13 protein-coding genes and 1 pseudogene are annotated in these 19748 nt (G+C 71.3%); 8 read left to right on the forward strand and 6 right to left on the reverse strand.

What is annotated here, in order from left to right; all coding sequences use genetic code 11:
- The first annotated feature begins 161 nt into the window (after nt 1–161).
- The gene (locus tag ACZ6BB_RS23290; RefSeq protein WP_059081875.1) at nt 162–956 is read left to right on the forward strand and encodes a metal-dependent hydrolase; all 795 of its coding nucleotides are present in this window, start codon (nt 162–164) and stop codon (nt 954–956) included.
- 38 nt (nt 957–994) lie between these two features.
- On the opposite strand, the gene ACZ6BB_RS23295 is transcribed toward ACZ6BB_RS23290, so the two are convergent.
- From ACZ6BB_RS23295 to ACZ6BB_RS23305, 3 genes are all read right to left on the reverse strand, one after another.
- A complete protein-coding gene (locus ACZ6BB_RS23295) occupies nt 995–1465 on the reverse strand; it encodes a DUF5709 domain-containing protein (RefSeq protein WP_471617096.1) in 471 nt (156 codons plus the stop codon).
- Nucleotides 1466–1840: 375 nt separating this feature from the next.
- Entirely contained in the window at nt 1841–3622 is a 1782-nt protein-coding gene (locus ACZ6BB_RS23300; protein ID WP_471617097.1) for an ABC transporter ATP-binding protein, read from the reverse strand.
- A complete protein-coding gene (locus ACZ6BB_RS23305; protein WP_471617098.1) occupies nt 3619–5487 on the reverse strand; it encodes an ABC transporter transmembrane domain-containing protein in 1869 nt (622 codons plus the stop codon). Before ACZ6BB_RS23305 ends, ACZ6BB_RS23300 begins: the two co-directional genes overlap by 4 nt.
- Nucleotides 5488–5901: 414 nt before the next feature.
- Here ACZ6BB_RS23305 and ACZ6BB_RS23310 point away from each other — a divergent pair, with 414 nt between their 5' ends.
- From ACZ6BB_RS23310 to ACZ6BB_RS23320, 3 genes are all read left to right on the forward strand, one after another.
- Entirely contained in the window at nt 5902–6594 is a 693-nt protein-coding gene (locus ACZ6BB_RS23310; RefSeq protein WP_471617099.1) for a hypothetical protein, read from the forward strand.
- Nucleotides 6595–6663: 69 nt separating this feature from the next.
- Nucleotides 6664–8274 (forward strand): peptide-N4-asparagine amidase, encoded by a 1611-nt coding sequence (locus ACZ6BB_RS23315; RefSeq protein WP_471617100.1) that lies wholly within the window; start codon nt 6664–6666, stop codon nt 8272–8274.
- A gap of 144 nt (nt 8275–8418) precedes the next feature.
- Nucleotides 8419–9888 carry a cation:dicarboxylate symporter family transporter gene (locus ACZ6BB_RS23320; protein WP_471617101.1) on the forward strand — a complete coding sequence of 490 codons (1470 nt, stop codon included), beginning with the start codon at nt 8419–8421 and terminating at the stop codon, nt 9886–9888.
- Nucleotides 9889–10059: 171 nt separating this feature from the next.
- Here ACZ6BB_RS23320 and ACZ6BB_RS23325 read toward each other — a convergent pair whose 3' ends face one another.
- Nucleotides 10060–10515 carry a MarR family winged helix-turn-helix transcriptional regulator gene (locus ACZ6BB_RS23325; protein WP_059081802.1) on the reverse strand — a complete coding sequence of 152 codons (456 nt, stop codon included), beginning with the start codon at nt 10513–10515 and terminating at the stop codon, nt 10060–10062.
- A gap of 113 nt (nt 10516–10628) precedes the next feature.
- Between ACZ6BB_RS23325 and ACZ6BB_RS23330 the strand changes: the two genes are divergently transcribed.
- Nucleotides 10629–12521 (forward strand): ABC transporter ATP-binding protein, encoded by a 1893-nt coding sequence (locus ACZ6BB_RS23330; RefSeq protein ID WP_471617102.1) that lies wholly within the window; start codon nt 10629–10631, stop codon nt 12519–12521.
- Nucleotides 12522–12574: 53 nt separating this feature from the next.
- Nucleotides 12575–13456: an endolytic transglycosylase MltG gene (gene mltG / locus ACZ6BB_RS23335; RefSeq protein ID WP_471617103.1), complete on the forward strand. Its 882-nt coding sequence runs from the start codon at nt 12575–12577 to the stop codon at nt 13454–13456.
- A gap of 24 nt (nt 13457–13480) precedes the next feature.
- Here the strand turns inward: mltG and ACZ6BB_RS23340 are convergent, their stop codons facing one another.
- Nucleotides 13481–14560, reverse strand: coding sequence for an NAD(P)-binding domain-containing protein (locus tag ACZ6BB_RS23340; protein WP_471617104.1), 1080 nt, complete (start codon nt 14558–14560; stop codon nt 13481–13483).
- 141 nt (nt 14561–14701) lie between these two features.
- Between ACZ6BB_RS23340 and ACZ6BB_RS23345 the strand changes: the two genes are divergently transcribed.
- Nucleotides 14702–15124 (forward strand): secondary thiamine-phosphate synthase enzyme YjbQ, encoded by a 423-nt coding sequence (locus ACZ6BB_RS23345; protein ID WP_471617105.1) that lies wholly within the window; start codon nt 14702–14704, stop codon nt 15122–15124.
- A 289-nt stretch (nt 15125–15413) separates the two neighbouring features.
- Here the strand turns inward: ACZ6BB_RS23345 and ACZ6BB_RS23350 are convergent, their stop codons facing one another.
- Nucleotides 15414–17420: a flavin monoamine oxidase family protein gene (locus ACZ6BB_RS23350; protein WP_471617106.1), complete on the reverse strand. Its 2007-nt coding sequence runs from the start codon at nt 17418–17420 to the stop codon at nt 15414–15416.
- A gap of 284 nt (nt 17421–17704) precedes the next feature.
- Between ACZ6BB_RS23350 and ACZ6BB_RS23355 the strand changes: the two are divergent.
- Nucleotides 17705–19599, forward strand: a pseudogene (locus ACZ6BB_RS23355) (CASTOR/POLLUX-related putative ion channel).
- Nucleotides 19600–19748: the final 149 nt, after the last annotated feature.

The raw sequence follows: 19748 nt of genomic DNA on the forward strand, positions 1-19748 counted from the left end.
CATCTTGCCTGCCCGGACGGCGGATGGGGGAATCGGATGCCGGACCGAAGATCGCGAACGCTACGCTGTGGCGCCGACGGAACGTCAGCGCACCTGGACAACTGGACAGCGGCACAACGCGCCTGGACAGCGGCACGAACGGAATGGGACGGGGCACGGCCATGATGGGACCAGCACACTCACTGTCGGGAGCCGCGGCCTGGCTCGGCGTAGGGGCCGCGGCGGCCGCCACCGGGCACACCATGCCCTGGCCGGTTCTCCTGGCAGGTGCGCTGATCTGCGCGGGTGCCGCGCTCGCCCCGGACCTGGACCACAAGGCGGCCACGATCTCCCGCTCCTTCGGACCACTGTCCCGGTGGGTGTGCGAGATCGTCGACAAGCTCTCCTACGCCGTCTACAAGGCGACGAAGAAGCAGGGCGACCCGCGACGCTCGGGCGGGCATCGCACACTCACGCACACCTGGCTGTGGGCCGTGCTGCTCGGAGCGGGCGCATCCGGCCTCGCCATCACGGGGGGACGCTGGGCGGTACTGGCCATCCTGTTCGTGCACATGGTGCTGGCCATCGAAGGTCTGCTGTGGCGGGCGGCGCGGGGTTCGAGCAGCGATGTGCTGGTGTGGCTGCTGGCCGCCACCAGCGCCTGGATCATCGCGGGCGTCCTGGACAAACCGGGCAACGGGGCGGACTGGCTGTTCACTCAGCCGGGCCAGGAGTATCTCTGGCTGGGGCTGCCGATCGTGCTCGGCGCGCTGGTGCACGACATCGGGGACTCGCTGACCGTGTCGGGCTGCCCGGTCCTGTGGCCCATACCGATCGGGCGCAAGCGCTGGTACCCCCTGGGGCCGCCGAAGGCCATGCGGTTCCGGGCCGGCAGCTGGGTGGAGCTGCGGGTGCTGATGCCGGTCTTCATGGTGCTCGGAGGCGTGGGCGCGGCGGCGGCGCTGAACGTCATCTGAGGCGCCGGCCGCCCCCGGCCGAACCTTCGGGAGCCGGGTCAGCCGGACTGGGAGTCCTCGTCCACGATGTGCATCGCCGCCTCCTCGGCGGAGGCGGCGGCCCCGTCGATGCCGACGTCGCTGGCGATCAGCCCGCTCTCCTCGTCCTCGTGCGCGCCCTCGTCGGGAGCGACGAGGCGACCGGAGCGCAAGGCACCCACCTCGTTGTCCAGGGGCTCGCCGTCGGTGTCCTGGGAGTCGCCGATACCGTCCCCGTCGGGGTAGGCGATGTCCGGGAGCTCCTCGGCGAGGCGCTGCTCCAGGGTCTCGCCGCGCAGCCGCTCCGCCGCCGTCACACCGGTGTGCTCCACCGCCCACGGCCGCTCCGGCGGGGACCAGCCCCGGTCGAGCGGGTCGGGCACACCGTCGGCGAGCAGGGTGTCCTCGGCGTCCAGCAGCCCCGCGTCGTCCTGGACCTCGGATCCGTCTGGCTGGTAGACGTCGTCTCCCCAGCCGCCGACTCTGTCCACGGGTACCTCCAGTGGTGGGACGGGCCCGGTGCCACCGTTCGGCGACGGTGGGCGCCCGGACCGCTGGGCGACGGCCCGGACCCCGTGAACCGGGCGGTTCACGGGCGTCCCCCGAATCAGTGCCCACCACCAGCCTTCCACTCGCGTTCGGCAAAGCGCAACGGCAGCGGGCCCGCGGCCGCCGGACCAGTGGGCCGCCGCCCGTACACGCTGCCTGCCTTGCGGGCCCGGCGGGGGTGTCGCCGGGTCCAAGCGGCCCCGCGGCCGCCCCTGGTCCGGGGCCGGGCCGGAGGCACCTCCCCGCCGCGGGCCACCGCACCCGTGCCGGGCACGGCCGTGCGGCCGTCAGCCGTGCCCGGCCCGCGCGTGCGATCGTCAGCCGTGCCACGACCTCCACAGGGCGGCGTACGCGCCGTCCGCCTCGACCAGCTGGTCGTGGCTGCCCAGTTCGCTCACGCGCCCGTTCTCGACGACGGCGATGACGTCGGCGTCATGGGCGGTGTGCAGGCGGTGGGCGATGGCGACGACGGTGCGGCCGTCGAGGACACGGGCCAGGGAGCGTTCCAGATGGCGTGCCGCGCGCGGGTCGAGGAGCGAGGTCGCCTCGTCCAGGACCAGCGTGTGCGGGTCGGCGAGGACCAGGCGGGCCAGCGCGATCTGCTGGGCCTGCGCGGGGGTGAGCGCGAACCCGCCGGAGCCGACCTCGGTGTCCAGCCCCTCCTCCAGAGCCCGCGCCCAGGCGTCGGCGTCGACCGCGTCCAGCGCCGCCCACAGCTCGGCGTCCTGTGCGCCCGTGCGGGCGAGGAGCAGGTTGTCGCGCAGCGAGCCGACGAACACATGGTGCTCCTGGTTGACCAGCGCCACATGGGAGCGGACGTCCTCGGCGGGCATCCGGGACAGCTCGGCGCCGCCCAGGGTGACGCGGCCGTCGCGGGGGGCGTAGATCCCGGCGAGGAGCCTGCCCAGGGTCGACTTGCCCGCGCCGGACGGACCGACGAGAGCGAGCCGGGTGCCCGGAGCGACCTCCAGGGACACCTTGCGCAGCACGTCGACGCCCTCGCGGTACCCGAAGCGCACCTGGTCGGCGTGGACATGGCGTCCGTCGGGGGCCACGGCCGGGTCACCCGCGTCCGGCTCGATGTCCCGCACGCCGACCAGACGGGCCAGCGACACCTCGGCGACCTGCAGCTCGTCGTACCAGCGGAGGATCAGGTTGAGGGGGTCGACGAGCATCTGGGCGATGAGCGCGCCGGTGGTCAGCTGGCCGAGTCCGATCCAGCCCTGCAGGACGAACACCCCGCCGACGATCAGCACCGAGCCGAGGACGGTGGTGTGCGTGACATTGATGACGGGGAAGAGCACCGAGCGCAGCCACAGGGTGTACCGCTCCCAGGCGGTCCATTCCCGGATGCGCTGGTTCGACAGCTCGATACGGCGCGTGCCGAGGCGGTGGGCCTCGACCGTGCGGCCGGCGTCCACGGTCTCCGCGAGCACGGCGGCGACTGCGGCGTACCCGGCGGACTCCGACCGGTAGGCGGAGGGGGCACGCCTGAAGTACCAGCGGCAGCCGAGCACCAGCAGCGGCAGGGCCAGCAGTACGGTCAGCGCCAGCGGGGGCGCGGTCACGGCGAGCCCGCCGAGAAGGAGGGCCACCCACACGACGCCGATCGCCAGCTGGGGCACGGCCTCGCGCATGGCGTTGGCGAGCCGGTCGATGTCGGTGGTGATGCGGGAGAGCAGGTCGCCCGTGCCGGCGCGTTCCAGGACGCCAGGGGGCAGTCCGACCGACCGGACGAGGAAGTCCTCGCGGAGGTCGGCCAGTATCCGCTCACCGAGCATGGCGCCGCGCAGTCGTACCTCCCGTACGAAGACGGCCTGGACGAGGAGGGCGACGACGAAGACCGTCGTCGTGAGTTCCAGATGGAGCTCGCGGGCCCCGTCGGAGACACGTTCGACGAGGGCGCCGAGCAGATAGGGGCCCGCCATCGAGGCGACCACGGCGATCGTGTTGACGGTGATGAGCACGACGAAGGCCCGACGGTGCCGGCGGAACAGTTCGGCCACGTAGGCCCGTACGGTCGCGGGGGCGCCGACGGGAAGGGTGCTCGCCGTCGTCGGGGCGGCCGGGTCGTAGGCCGGGGGCGCCACACCGATCATGCGGTCTCCTCGATTTCTTCCAGTTCGTCCAGCACATCGCTGAGGGCGGTCCTGCGGTCCGGCGGCCGGCCCGCGAAGGCGGCTCCGGCGGCCCGCACGGTCTTCTCCTCCGCCCTGCCGGCCGAGGAGGTCTCCTCGTCGGTCTCGCGGGTGACGACGGCCCGGTACCGGGAGTCGTCGCGCACGAGGTCGCGGTGGAGTCCGACCGCCGTGACCTTGCCCTCGTGCACGAGGACGACGCGTTCGGCGAGATCGAGGAGGAGGGGCGAGGAGGTGAACACGACCGTCGTGCTCCCTGCCCGCAGCGAGCGGATGCCGTCGGCGACCCGGGCCTCGGTGTGCGAGTCGACGGCGGAGGTCGGTTCGTCCAGGACCAGCACACCCGGGTCCGTGATCAGGGACCTGGCCAGTGCGAGGCGTTGGCGCTGGCCGCCGGACAGGGACCGGCCACGCTCGGTGATCCGCGCGTCCATCGGGTCCGCGGCGTCGAGCGACCCCTGGATCAGCGCCTCCAGCACGTCACCGCACTGGGCGGCGGCCAGCGCCTCCGGGGCGCTGATCTCGCCCGAGGCGGGGACGTCGAGGAGTTCGCGCAGCGTTCCGGAGAGCAGCACCGGGTCCTTGTCCTGGACGAGGACGGCGGTGCGCGCGGAGTCGAGGGGCAGTTCGTCGAGCGGTACGCCGTCGAGCAGCACGGAGGGGCCTTCCTCGCTGCCATGGCCGCCCAGCCGTTCCGCCAGGCGGCCGGCCGCGTCCGGGTCGCCGCACACCACCGCGGTGAGACACCCGGCGGGTGCGAGCAGACCGGTCGCCGGGTCGTGCAGGTCACCGGTGGGGACGGCGGCCTCGCGGGCCCCTTCGGTGTCCGTGGCCCGTTCCAGCGACAGCACTCCGGCGGCCCTCTTGGCGGACGGACGGGAGAAGGAGTACGCCATCGCGATCTCCTCGAAGTGCCGCAGCGGATACGCGAGGAGCATGACCGCGCTGTAGACGGTGACCAGTTCGCCGATCGTGATCCGGCCCTCGCGGGCGAGGCCCACGCCGTGCCAGACGACGGCGATCATCAGCAGCCCCGGCAGCAGCACCTGCAGGCCGGAGATGAGGGCCCACATCCGGGCGCTGCGTACGGCGGCGTGGCGGACCTCCTGGGAGGCCCGGCGGTAGCGGTCGAGGAAGAGGTCCTCGCCTCCGATGCCGCGCAGGACGCGCAGGCCCGCCACGGTGTCGGAGGCCAGTTCGGTGGCACGGCCCGCTTTTTCGCGCTGGAAGTCGGCCCGCCGGGTCGCGCGGGGCAGCAACGGCAGCACGGACAGAGCGAGGACGGGGACGCCGACGGCTACGACGACGCCGAGCGCGGGCTGGTAGACAACCAGGCCGACGCAGACGAGCACCACGGTGAGGGCCGCGGCCGTGAACCGGGAGACGGCCTCGACGAACCAGCCGATCCTCTCGACGTCACCGGTCGAGACGGCGACGATCTCACCGGCGGCCACCCGCCGTGTCAGCGCCGAGCCGAGCCGGGCCGTCTTGCGGGCCAGCAACTGCTGGACGCGCGCGGCCGCGGTGATCCAGTTGGTGACGGCGGAGCGGTGCAGGAAGGTGTCGCCCAGCGCGATGGTGAATCCGCACAGCACCAGCACCACGCCCGCGAGGGCGAGCCGGGCGCCGGAGCGGTCGACCACGGCCTGGATGGCGAGGCCGACGCAGAAGGGCAGGGCGGCCACGGAGGTGAAGTGCAGCAACCCCCATGCCAGCGCCTTGAACTGTCCGCCGAGCTGATTGCGGCCGAGCCACCACAAAAATCGTGGACCCGAGCGTGCGTCCGGTACGCCCGGATCTGCATACGGAAGGTCTTGAATCTGCATGACGTCCCAGAGGCTCGTGTCAGGGTGGGGGGAGGGGGAGGCGAAGTGGGGAGAAAGGGGTCGTTGAACCCGACGACCCGCCGTTGAAGGGGCCGTGAGTGCGACGACCGGCCGTGAAAGGTTCGCGTCGCGGCACGGTCGGAAGCAAACGGTTTTCCGGTCCCGGGCAAAGTTTCGGCCTGGACCACCCGGGTGAGGCCCGGCTCGCGGGCCGGCGGACACCTCCGTCCGGTGAGCGGTGCGACGATGGACGGCATGCGAATAGGCGGGACGATGCGGGGACGAACCGGCGAGACGAGTGACGCGGACGAGTACCGAGCGCGCGGCGCGGACGCGCACCGAGCGCGCAACACGCGTGTGACGAGGGGTGCGAGTCGCGTCCGGTGCACGGTGGTGGTCTGTGGTGCGCTGGTGATGTCCCTGACGGCATGCGGCGGTTCGGACGGCACGAACGGCGCGACGACGTCGGACACCGGCGCCGAGAAGTCCGGCGGGACCGACCGCTCCGAGACGCGGACCGTGGACCCGACCCGGATCCCGGACGTCGGCGACCGTCTCCAGAAGCAGATCCCCGCCGAGTCCCGTCAGGTCGTGGCGGTGTACGGAAAGGGCGAGGACGACGCCGACGCGACGGTCGTGCTGTACACGAAGAGCGGCTCCGTCTGGAAGAAGACCCGCAGCTGGGAGGGCCACAACGGCAAGAAGGGCTGGACCGGCGACCACCGGGAGGGCGACAAGCGCAGCCCCGTCGGTGTGTTCACGCTCAGCGACGCGGGCGGCGTCCTCGCCGACCCGGGCGCGAAGCTCCCGTACAGCCGGTCGGCGTCGTTCCAGGCACCGCACTACTGGGCCAAGTCGCACTGGCACGATTTCGACTATGTGATCGCCATCGACTACAACCGCGTCAGGGGCACCTCGCCGATCGACCCGACCCGTCCCGAGGGTCAGTCGAAGGGCGGCAGCATCTGGCTGCACATGGACCACGGCAGCGGTACCTCGGCCTGCGTCAGCCTGTCCAAGTCGGGGATGGAGTACCTGTTGCGCACGCTCGATCCGGCCCGGCACCCGGTGATCGTCATGGGGGACAGGGCGGCGCTGAAGGCCTGAGACACGGCGCACGCTTGTGGCCGGAGATCGCGTTGTGGCGGCACATCCACGCGCCGTAGAACTCCGGCCATGAGAAGCCGGATCTTCATGTCCATGTTCACCGGAGCGACCCTCCTGGTGGGCACCCTCCTCGGGGCCGGGACGGCCCGGTCCGCCGACGTGCCCGCCGAGTTCGGCACGGACTGGCACGACCCCGTCACCGCCGCCCCGCCCGTCACCGAGCCCGCGCACGGCAGGTCGTGCGAGGTGACGGTCGCCGAAGCCCGGTTCAAGGACTTCACCCCGTACCGGGGGACCTACGCACCACCCGGGGCCTGCGGGAAGAGGTGGAGCAAGGTCGTCCTGCGGCTGGACGGCAAGGTGAAGGGCCGTCAGTTCGACCGTCTCGGCCATCTGCGCATCGGCGGCGTTGAGGTCCTCCGGACGTCCACGCCGCAGCCCTCGCCCGACGGCATCGAGTGGTCCGTGCAGAAGGACGTCACGCGCTACGCCGAGACCCTGCGCACCACGCAGCCCGTGGAGATGCTCATCGGCAACGTCGTCGACGACACCTACACCGGCATCCTCGACGTCAGGGCCACGCTGACCTTCTACACGGGCCGGCCCGACGCGAGGACGGCGGCGACGATCCCCGACCGCGTCCTCACCCTCGGGGACGACCACGCCCTCACCACCCCGCGCAACAGCGAGCGCGTCGTCGCCGAGGTCTACGCGACCGGGTCGGGGGGCGGCTGCGAGGAGTACTGGTATCTGACGGTGCCCGCAGGGGCACCGTACTCCTGCACGGCGGACGAGGGGCCCTACCGCGAGGTGCGGATCGCGGTGGACGGGCAACTGGCCGGAATCGCCGCCCCCTTCCCGAACGTGTGGACGGGTGGCTGGTCCAACCCCTTCCTCTGGTACGTCGTCCCCGGGCCCCGGGCCTTCGACGTCCAGCCCCTGCGCTACGACCTCACCCCCTTCGCGGGCCTGCTCAACGACGGCCGCCCGCACCGGATCGAGGTCTCCGTCGTCGGGGTGCCCGAGGGGCGGACCGGCTGGAGCACCCCGGTCAACGTCCTCGTCTGGCAGGACGAGAGGAGCGAGCACGTCACCGGCGCCCTGACGAAGGCGGAGGCGGGCGGCCTCACCGGCTCGTCCACGTACACGCCCGGCGCGGAGCACCGCGTCGACACCAGGGGTGGCCACCGGCTGACCGTCGCCGGGTACGTGGACACCTCGCACGGCCGGGTGACGACGACCGTGCGGCGCAGTCTCGCCAACACCTCCACGCACACCTGGTCCGACGGTGAGAACCCCGACGCGCTCGACGCGCGGTGGAGCGACGACGAGACGGTCACCGTCGACGGGCCCGGGCGGGCCCGGACGACCCGTGTCCAGCGGTCGTACACGATGGACGGAACGACGACGCTCGGCGCGGGTGACCGGCTGCGGACCGTGCTCACGCTCGGCGACCGGGCGAGGACCACCGAGCTGTGGGGTGGGCGGCGCACGGCGTGGTCCCGGCTCGACGACACCTACACGGGCGACGCCACGTACACGGCGAACGTGCCGCGCGACCAGCGGCACGCGGTCGGCACGACCGGTGAGCGCTACCGGAGGTACGGATCGGACGGCTGCTACGACCGGTCGCTGGTCTCCGTACAGGGAGTGCTGACGGAGGACCGGATGGGCTGTTGACGCCGAATGCGTGCGATGTGACGTCTGTTCGATGATTTACCGCGACGAAACACGGCGGTCTTCCTCGTGAGCGGTGACTCCCCGATAGTGATCAACGCGGAAGTACTTTTCCGCATGCCAGAAAGTCCCTTCGGAGGAGTGCCCGTGCCGCAGTCCGTACCGTCCCTGCCGCGTCGCGTCGCACGCATGCTGCGTACCTCGCTCTTCGCACAAGTCGGAGTGGCGCTTGTGCTCGGAATCGTCGTCGGAAGGCTGTGGCCGGACACGGCCACGACCTTCCAGCCGCTCGGCGACGGTTTCATCCGCCTGATCAAGACCGTCATCTCGCCGCTGGTGTTCTGCGTGGTCGTCGTCGGCATCGCCAAGGCCGGCAATCTCAGGGCCTTCGGACGGATCGGGCTCAAGGCCCTGATCTGGTTCGAGGTGGCCTCGACGGCCGCGCTGCTCATCGGCCTGATCGCCGCCAACGTCGTCGGCCCCGGTTCGGGCATGAACGTCGACCCCTCGAAGCTCGACGCCTCGGCGGTCGACGCGAAGACCGCCGGCGGTGACCTGCCGACGACGGGCGAGTTCATCCTGAACGCGCTGCCGCAGAGCGCGATCGGCGCGTTCGCCGAGAACTCGCTGCTCCAGGTGCTCGTGCTCGCCTGCCTCGTCGGCGCCGCGCTGTTGCACCTCGGCCACACCAAGGTGCCCAAGATCCTGCCCGCCGTCGAGCAGGCCCAGGAGGTCATCTTCGCGATCGTCGGCTTCGTCATGAAGCTGGCCCCGCTCGCCGTGTTCGGCGCGATGGTCCACCTGGTCGGCGAGTACGGCCTCGGTGTGATGAAGACCTACGCCAAGCTGATCGTCCTCTGCTACGCCGTCGCGCTCGTCTTCCTCGTGCTGCTGGGCGTCGCGCTGAAGCTGATGACCGGGCTGAGCCTGTGGAAGTTCGTCCGCTACACCCGGGCGGAGATGCTGCTGGCGCTGGGCACCGCCTCCAGCGAGAGCGTCATGCCGCGCATGATGCAGAAGCTGCGGCAGGCCGGCGCCCGCGACGACGCCGTGGGTCTGGTGCTGCCCACCGGGTACTCCTTCAACCTCGACGGCGCGTCCATCTATCTCTCCATCGGCACGCTGTTCATCGCGCAGGCCGTGGGCGTGGACCTCAGCCTGAGCCAGCAGATCACCGTCATCCTGGTGCTGATGCTGACCAGCAAGGGCATGGCCGGCATCCCCGGTTCGGCCTTCCTCGCCCTGTCGGCCACGGCGTCCTCGCTCGGCGCCATCCCCGCCGGAGCCGTCGCGCTCCTGCTCGGTGTCGACCGCATCATGGACTCGATGCGTGTCGTCACCAACCTCCTCGGCAACTGCGTCGCCGTCTTCGCGGTGTCGAAGTGGGAGGGGGCGCTGGACACCGACCGTGCGAAGAAGATGCTCGACGGGGAACTCCGGTTCGTGGAGGAGGACGACGAGCCCACCACGGACGCGAACGCGCCGGCCCGGCCCCTGCCTGCTGCCGCCGTGCCCCCTGCCGCTGCCCCCACCGAGGGTGCCGAGGCCCCCGCGAGGACAGGGGCACCCGCGCTCTCCAAGACCGAGGCGAGGGAGCCCGCACCCGAGGTGAGCTGACCGCCCGTCCTGCGACCCGCGCGTACCACCCGCCCCAGCCACCCGCCCCTACGACCCGCGCGGACACCTCGCGCATACGACAGGCCCGGCGCGGCACTCCGCGCCGGGCCTTTGCGCGCGCCCGCGAGTCACCTTTGCGCGCCCGCGAGTCACGCTCCGCGCGCCCGCGACTCAGCAGCGCCGCTCCGCCACCGGTGCCCCGTCGATCAGTGTGTCGAGCAGCCCGCCGAGCACTCCCCGCTGATCGTCGGACAGCGGTGCGAGGATCTCCTCCGCCGCCGACCGCCGAGCGTGGTGCAGCTCCCGCAGCACCTTGCGGCCCTCGTCCGTGACCTCTATCCGGATCACCCGACGGTTGGTGGGATCCGGTACCCGGCGCACCCGGCCGCTCTCCTCCAGCGCGTCGACCAGCGTCGTCACGGCCCGGGGTACGACCTCCAGCCGCTCGGCCAGATCGGCCATGCGCGGTGGCGTGTCGTAGTGCGCCAGCGTGCGCAGCAGCCGGGACTGCGCCGGGGTGATCTCCAACCCGCTCTGCTGGAGGTGGCGCTTCTGGATGCGGTGCACGCGGCGGGTGAGCCGCAGCAACTGCTCGGCGAGCGGCCCGTCGGCGTCGGGGGTGGTCATACGGGAACAATATCAGGACCATGTTCATTGTGAGTATAGGTAACAATGAGCTAGGCTCCGTGAGCCGGTCCACAGCTCACTCGTCCCTCCGTCCTCACCTCCCGTAGGAGCCCATGCGTCCCGAACACGAACCCACCTGGGTGCCGTCCGGCCCCGCGCCGGAACAGCCACGACAGGTACGCCGCATCCTGAAACTCTTCCGCCCCTACCGCGGCCGGCTCGCGATCGTCGGCCTGCTCGTCGGGGCCGCCTCGCTCGCGTCGGTCGCCACACCCTTTCTCCTCAAGGAGATACTCGACACCGCGATCCCCGAGGGCCGCACCGGTCTGCTGAGCCTGCTCGCGCTGGGCATGATCCTGAGCGCGGTCCTCACCAGCATCTTCGGCGTCCTGCAGACCCTGATCTCCACGACCGTCGGCCAGCGCGTCATGCACGATCTGCGCACCGCCGTCTACGGCCGGCTGCAGCGCATGTCGCTCGCCTTCTTCACCCGGACCCGGACCGGCGAGGTCCAGTCCCGTATCGCCAACGACATCGGCGGCATGCAGGCGACCGTCACCTCCACCGCGACGTCCCTGGTCTCCAACACCACCAGCGTGGTCGCCACCGTCGTCGCGATGGTCGCCCTGGACTGGCGGCTCACCGTGGTCACCCTGCTCCTGCTGCCGCTGTTCGTGTGGATAAGCCGCCGGGTCGGCAACGAACGCAAGAAGATCACCACCCAGCGCCAGAACCAGATGGCCGCCATGGCCGCGACGGTCACCGAGTCGCTGTCCGTCAGCGGCATCCTGCTCGGACGCACGATGGGCCGCGCCGACTCGCTCACCAGGTCCTTCGCCGAGGAGTCCGAGGGGCTCGTCGACCTGGAGGTCAGGTCCAACATGGCCGGGCGCTGGCGGATGGCCGTCATCACCGTCGTCATGTCCGCGATGCCCGCCGTCATCTACTGGAGTGCCGGTGTCGCCCTGCAGCTGGGCGGCCCGTCCGTGTCGGTCGGTACGCTCGTGGCCTTCGTCTCGCTCCAGCAGAACCTGTTCCGGCCGACCGTGAGCCTGCTGTCCACCGGCGTCCAGATCCAGGCCTCGCTCGCCCTCTTCCAGCGCATCTTCGAGTACCTCGACCTGCCCATCGACATCACCGAGCCCGAGGACCCCGTCCACCTCGACCGGGTCAAGGGAGAGGTCCGCTTCGAGAACGTCGAGTTCCGCTACGACACCGACCACGGTGACCGCCATGGCCATGGCGAGGGCGGCGAGCGCGGCGGCGAAGCCCGCCGACGTCCGATCCTCGACGGCATCGACCTCACCGTCCCGGCCGGCGGCAGCCTCGCCGTCGTGGGGCCGACCGGCGCCGGCAAGTCCACGCTCGGCGCTCTGGTGCCCAGGCTGTACGACGTCACGGGCGGCCGGGTCACCCTCGACGGGGTCGACGTGCGGGACCTGGACTTCGACACGCTGGCCCGTGGCATCGGCGTCGTCTCCCAGGAGACGTACCTCTTCCACGCCTCGGTCGCCGACAACCTGCGCTTCGCCAAGCCGGACGCCACCGACGAGGAACTGCACGCGGCGGCGCGGGCGGCCCAGATCCACGACCACATCGCGGCACTGCCCGACGGCTACGACACGGTCGTCGGTGAACGCGGACACCGCTTCTCCGGCGGTGAGAAGCAGCGCCTCGCCATCGCCCGCACCATCCTGCGCGACCCGCCGGTCCTCATCCTCGACGAGGCGACGAGCGCCCTCGACACCCGCACCGAGCATGCCGTGCAGCAGGCCATCGACGCGCTCTCGGCCGACCGCACCACCGTCACCATCGCCCACCGCCTCTCCACGGTCCGGGACGCCGACCAGATCGTCGTCCTGGACGCCGGCCGCGCGGTGGAGCGCGGTACGCACGAAGAGCTGATGGAGCGGGGCGGGCGGTACGCGGCCCTCGTCCGACGGGACGCGCGGCTGACGCCCGGGCGTGAGGTGGTCGAGGTGCCGAAACTGGAGCCGACAAGATGAAGATATGCGGCGTTATGTCGGATTTGAGGTGATATGCGGGTTACCGTGCCCGCATGCAGATGAACACTCCGCCACGGAGCACGATTCGACTGACGCGTCGGGGCCAGGCCGCCCTCATCGCGGCCGGGGCCGTCGTGGCGGCCACCGCCGTGGCGGTGCCGCTGCTGAGCGTGGAGAGCGGTGGCGGCGCGGCCGAGCGCCCGGCGTCACTGGTGATCCCGGAGGGCTGGCGCTCCGGTCAGGTCTACGAAGCCATCGACAAGGCCCTCGCCCTGCCCGCGGGATCGGCCAAGAAGTCCCTGTCCAAGGCCAAGCTGACGCTGCCGGCCGACGCCGAGGGCAACCCGGAGGGCTACCTCTTCCCGGCGACCTACCCCGTGCGGGAGAAGGCGACTCCCGAGTCCCTGCTGGCGACCATGGTCGAGACCGCCAACAAGAGGTTCAACGGCGGCCAGGTCACGGCCGGGGCCCAGCGCAACGCGATGAACGTCTACCAGGCGGTCACGATCGCGAGCATCATCCAGGCCGAGGCGGCCACCGAGGACGACATGGGCCGGGTGGCCCGCGTCGTCTTCAACCGGCTGGAGCGCGGGATGCCGCTGCAGATGGACTCCACCATCAACTACGCGCTGAACCGCTCCACGCTGGACACCAGCGTGAACGACACGAAGATCGACAGCCCGTACAACTCCTACCGGCGCATGGGCCTGCCGCCCACGCCGATCGCCAACCCGGGCGTGGCGGCGATGCGCGCGGCGGTCAACCCGGCGTCGGGCGACTGGCTGTACTTCGTCACGGTCAAACCGGGCGACACCCGCTTCACCGCGAACTACCAGGAACACCTGCGCAATGTCGCCGAGTTCAACCAGAACCGGAGGAAGCCGTCGCCGTCCGTCGCGGCGAGCACCCCGCCCCCCTCGCAGGCGGCCGGCTGAATCCCGCCGCGCCGGCTCGGGGCGTCAGAGGGCGGCGGCAGGCTCGCCCGCCAGCAGCCGCCTGATGTCCCGTACCGCCGCCCGTCCCGCACGGTTGGCGCCGATCGTGCTCGCCGACGGGCCGTAACCGACCAGGTGGACGCGAGGGTCGGCGATCGCGCGGGTGCCGTCGACGCGGATGCCGCCGCCCGGCTCGCGCAGCCGCAGCGGCGCCAGATGGTCGACGGCGGCGCGGAAGCCGGTCGCCCAGAGAACGACGTCGGCGTCCACACGGCGGCCGTCGTCCCACTCCACGCCGTCGGGCGTGATCCGGTCGAACATCGGCAGCCGGTCCAGGACGCCGTCCGCGAGGCCCCGCCGTACGGCGTCGTTGAGCGGCAGACCCGTCACCGACACCACGCTCTTGGGCGGCAGCCCCTGCCGCACCCGTTCCTCCACCATGGCCACCGCCGCCCGTCCCGCGCCCTCGTCGAACGGTCCCTCGCGGAACACGGGCGCGCGCCGCGTCACCCAGGTCGTCGCGGCGGCGTACGGGGCGATCTCCAGCAGGTGCTGCGTGCCGGACGCGCCCCCGCCCACCACGACCACCCGCAGCCCCGCGAACTCCTCGGGCCCCGGGTACTGGGCGGTGTGCAACTGCCGCCCCCGGAAGGTCTCCTGGCCGGGGTAGCGCGGCCAGAACGGCCGGTCCCAGGTGCCCGTCGCGTTGATCAGCACCCGCGTCGACCACGTACCGTCCGAGGTCTCCACCAGCAGCCGACCGCCCTCGCCCTCCCGCACCGCGCGCACGTCCACGGGGCGCCGTACCCGCAGGCCGAAGGTCTGCTCGTACGAGTCGAAGTACGCGCTGACGACCTCGGCGGACGGTCGCGCCGGGTCGGCTCCCGTCAGCTCCATGCCGGGCAGCGCGTGCATCCCGTGCACCTTGCCGTACGTCAGCGAAGGCCAGCGGAACTGCCAGGCGCCGCCCGGCCCGGGGGAGTGGTCCAGCACCACGAAGTCGCGCTCCGGCTCGAAGCCGGTCCTGCGCAGGTGGTAGGCGCCGGCCAGACCTGCCTGGCCGGCGCCGATGACGGCTACCTCGACCTCGCGCGTGTTGTTCACGTTTCTACGAACAGTGGCGGGGGCGCGGATCTTCCCCGCGTGAAGGTGTGATCAGGCACATCAGGTGCACCGGGCACATCAGGCTCAGGGTCGGACCGGCCGCTCCCGCGCCGCGCCCACGGGGTGCGCGAGGATGGAGGCATGTCCGATGCCTTCACCACCCGCATTCTGAACATCGCCTCCGGATCCCGTGAGCGGGTCGTCGACCTGACCCGCGACTGCGAGGCGTTCCTCCGCGAGGCGGCGGCCGGGCGGGACGGTCTGCTCAACGTCTTCGTCCCGCACGCCACGGCCGGCATCGCCGTCATCGAGACGGGTGCCGGCAGCGACGACGACCTCCTCGCCGCCCTCCGCACACTCCTCCCCGCCGACGACCGCTGGCAGCACCGCCACGGCAGCCCCGGCCACGGCCGCGACCATGTCCTCCCCGCCTTCGTCCCACCCCACGCCACCCTGCCGGTCGTCGACGGGAGGCTGGAACTGGGGACTTGGCAGTCGGTGTGCCTGGTGGACACCAACAGGGACAACCCCGACCGTCAGGTCCGGCTGAGCTTCCTCGGTTAGATGTCCTGGGGGACTGTAGGGGCAAAGTCCGGCCGCACCGAATGGGGCAAGGAGGGGGGCTGTAGAACGAACTACCAGCTCGTGGTCTTGTCACTGACCGGCCAACGAGCAGAACTGGCCCAAGGCGGTGGGTTGCCCGGTGTCCAGCTGAACGCCCGCCGCCCAAGTCGAAGGACAGCGGGCTGACTGATCATGAGTCGCGGCAAGGGTCCCGCCACCGCGTGAACGAACCCGGGCGCGGGAACACAGATCGCTTCTCCGCGAGCCCTTGGGCGGGCCGTCGATCAGCTCACGAGGTGTGGACCTCCAGTGCGGCACGGACCGCCGACTCCAGGGCGCCCTCGATCCAGGCCGGCTTGAGGGAGGTGTGGTCACCCGCGAAGTGCATCGGGCCCTCGGGAACGGGAATGGAGGGCAGCAACTCGGTGTGCTGGCCGGGCAGCAGTACGGACGCCTCTCCGTAGGCGTAGGGGTCGCGCAGCCAACTCTGGGTGCGTCCGGCGCCGGTGTAGAAGACCTCTACGCGCTGGCCGTAGACCTGCTGCAGTCCGCACAGGGCGTGGGGGTAGCGGGCCTCGTCGTCCAGGGAGTCCCAGCGCAGTGCGTCGTCCGCCCAGCTGTAGGAGGCCAGCACCACTCCGCCGGAGCTGCCGGGCACCGGGTGGGAGGGGTGGTACATGAACCGGTTGGCGATGTCCGACACCGAGCCGCCGCCCACGACGTGTGCGGCCTGGGGCTGGTCGCGGGAGACGGCACGGTTGGCGGCGTAGTGGGTGCGTTGGCCCGCAGTGATGTGGCCGTCCGGCACGGAGGGATGGGCGCCGAGCAGGCTGCCGTCGGCGGGTGTGCGGCCGGTGCGGTAGGCGTCGTACAGCTTCGGGTCGATCCGGCCCAGCTCGCGTTTCCAGTCGGCCTCCGTGAACTCCCACCAACGGCGGCTGAACTCCAGGAGCACCTTCGTGGCGCTGTCATAGTGCAGTTCCGCGACAGCCCGGCGCTTGCGGTACGACATCAGGGGGCTGATCTGTACGTGCCGTAGACCGGAGAAGGGCACGGTGACCACGGCCGCGTCCGCGGTGAACTGCTCGCGCACCACCGGGCCGTCGCGCCCCTCGGAGACCGTGTCCACCCACACGTGAGGGCCCTTGCGGCCGACGTGCGGGGTGTCGGAGGAAGGACGGTCAGGATCGTGGTACTCGACGCGGGTGACCCGGCGGTCGAACCGGACCGTGTCGCGCACCTGCGCAAGCAGCGCGTCCGGCAGCACCGCCGTGCCGCCCTCCAGCTCCCAGAAGGCGGTGTCGGGGCTGATGAGGGAGGAGCCGATGAAGCTGTGGATGAACGACAGGGGCAGGCGGGACGTGAGGTTCTCCAGGGTGCCGATCAGGTCGACCGTGCGCTCGTCCAGCCCGGCGTGCTCGGTCAGGAAGCGGAACATCGACCAGTCGCCGAATCGCTGGATGACCCTGGCCCAGCCCCGCACCCGTTCCGGCAGCGGCTTGTCGACTCGCTTGCCACCGGCGTCCACGGTGCTGAACTCGTCGCGCACCGGATCCAGCACCGACCGAAGGATGGTTCCGGCGGGGGTGTCCCAGCGGGCGCGCGGCACGCCGAACGACCGGTTGATGCGGCGGGGCGCGCGGGCGTAGTCCACACGCCGCATCCGGATGCCGTTGACGTAAATCCACGTGCGGTTGGCGGGCCGACCGTCACCGTCGACGTCAACATAGTGGAAACGCCGCTTCTTCAGGTCCAGTTGGTCGATCAGACCCATCACCAGCGGGTGGCTGGAGGGCAGGCGCATGGCACCGGCCTCGGCGTACTGGCGGGGGTCGGCGAAGGGCTGAGCCGCCCGTTCGTGGCCACCGCTGCGGAAGGTCTTGATGCGCCCGCCCGCCCGGTTGCCGTTCGCCTCGAGAACGGTCACGTCGTGGCCGGCCCGCTTCAGCAGCAGCGCCGTCACCAGACCGGCCGGGCCGGCCCCGACGACGAGGACCTTCTTGGGTGTGGCCGTCCGCTGGGCGGGCAGTCCGTCCTTGAGTACCCGCTCGTAGCGTGGAACCAAGGGGCGGTCGTGGTCGTCCACGACCAGCAGGGCCCGGGCCACAGCCAGGCACCTGTCGAACTCCGCGCCCCGGGTGGGCGCCGGTGCGGCCGGGACGGCCTGTACGGGCATCGCCGCGGCAGGCCCGCCACCGGCCAGAGCCGTGGCCGCCGCAGCCGTCCCAGCTGCCGTCGTGAAGCTGCGCCTGGACAGGCCTGAACCTGCCACGACGGCTCTGTGATCTTCAGTCATGACGCACTTGTACCGGTCGGCCGACCTGACTCGCCCACCTGCGCCGGAGCATTGCCCCGAACGAGGGATGTCAACGTCATGGCGCTGACGCCCAGTTCCGACGTCCGCGGACCGGCGCTCTCTGCGACGTCCCCGAAGGGATGAAAGACAGCCGGTGATTGGCGTGTCACGGCCGCCTCGTCGGCACACTTCCGTGTGGCCGTGACCGGTCGGTGGGGGAGCAGCGGGGCAAACCGGAGCGGCGTGGCTGCCGCTGCCGGAACTCGGCGGAACAGGGGGCAGGCATGGGACGAAGGGCCGAACTCACGGGCAGGGCACGGTACTGGTTCGACACCACCTTGGCCCGCGGCACCTCCGCGCTCGTCGGCTGGCTGGCCTTCGGCTGCCTCATGGTCGTCCTCCCGGCGAGCGCCGTGCTGGTGTGGACGGACCCACATGTGCCCGCGTCCCGCTCGGAGCGGTTGGCAGAGATCTGGCGTCTCACCGGTGAGACACTGCGGCTCGGCGGGGCGACAGGCCCGCTCCTGCGTGTGCTGTTGTCGGTACTGCTCGCCCTGGTCGCCCTGGTGTACGTCTCCACTCTCGTCGGTCTGATCACCACCGGACTCACTGAACGGCTCACCGCACTGCGACGGGGCCGCTCCACCGTCGTCGAGCAGGGGCACTCGGTGGTGCTGGGCTGGTCCGAGCAGGTGTTCACGGTGGTGAGCGAACTGGTGGCCGCCAACGCCAACCAGCGGCACGGCGCGGTGGCCGTGCTGGCGGACCGGAACAAGACCACCATGGAGGAGGCCCTCAGGAGCAAGGTAGGGACCACCGGCCGTACCCGGCTGATCTGCCGTAGCGGTCCCCCCACCGACCCCGCCCTGCTCGCCCTGACCAACCCCGGCGCGGCCAGCGCTGTGCTGGTGCTGCCCCACGACGATCCGTCGGGGGACCCGGAAGTGGTCAAGACGCTGCTGTCGCTGCGGTCCGCACTCGGCGAGGGGGACGGCCCGCCCGTCGTCGCCGCCATCAGAGACGACCGGTACGGGCTGGCGGCCACCCTCGCCGCGGGAACGCGCGGCATCGTCCTGGAGAGCGACGCGATCACCGCCCGGCTGATCGTCCAGTCCGCCCGCCGTCCCGGACTCTCCCTGGTGTACCGAGACCTCCTGGACTTCGCCGGAGACGAGTTCTACCTCACCCTCGACCCCGCCCTGACCAGCCGCCCCTTCGGTGACACGGTGCTGGCCTACGCCACCTCCAGCGTGGTCGGCCTGCTGCGCGACGGCAGGCCCTTGCTCAACCCGCCGCCGCAGACCCTGATCGGCCCCGGAGACCGGCTGATCGTCATCACGCGGGACGACGACACCGCACGGCTCAGCGACTGCTCCGGGCTGGTCGACGAGTCGGTGATGACGCCCTGGCAGCCGGCGGGCGTCCGGCCCGAACGGCTTCTGATTCTCGGCTGGAACCGGCGGGCCTCGCTCATTGTCGACCAGTTGGGCCGGTACGCCGCGCACGGCTCGGTCGTCGCCGTGGTGGCGGACCGGGCGGAGGTGACGGCCGAGCAGGTACGGGACGCCGGTACAGACTTCGCACCCCGGCTGACCATCACGTTCCGGCCTGGAGACGTCACCCGGCCGGAGACACTTCGGTGCCTGGAGATCGACTCGTACGACAGCGTCGTCGTGCTCGGCCCGGACCCCGTTGCGGGACAGCAGCCCGAAGAGGCCGACAACCGGACCCTCGTCACGCTCCTCGTTCTGCAACTACTGGAACAGGAGACCGGACGGGAACTGCCGGTGGTCACCGAGATGACCGACGACCGCAACCGGACGCTTGCGCCCGTCAGCCACCCGGAGCCGACGTGATCATCAGTGGGAAACTCATCGGCCTGTTGATGGCCCAGATCTCCCAGAACCGGCACCTGGCCGCCGTGTTCGAGGAGTTGTTCTCCCCCACCGGCAGTCAGGTCCACCTGCGACCGGCGGCGTCGTACGTCCTGCCCGGCTGTGAGGCGTCCTTCGCCACGGTCGTCGCAGCGGCGCAGCAGCGGGGCGAGTGTGCCATCGGCTACCGCCGCCACGACCGGGCCACAGCTGATCCCGACCATGGAGTGCGCATCAACCCGGACAAGAACGAGCGACGGTGCTGGACCGATCGCGACGAGGTGGTCGTGATCGCGCGGGACTGACGCAGCCTCGCCTCTCACGGCATGACGGCGGCGATGCCGCCACCCGATGGGCGGCCAGGATCGATTCTCATCCAGTGTGCTGTCGATCCCCCATCGCGAGGCATACAGTACGGCCGACGACGCGGGAGGGGCAGGCCTTCGGAGCCAGG

It is taken from the genome of Streptomyces sp. NPDC041108, from assembly GCF_055592645.1.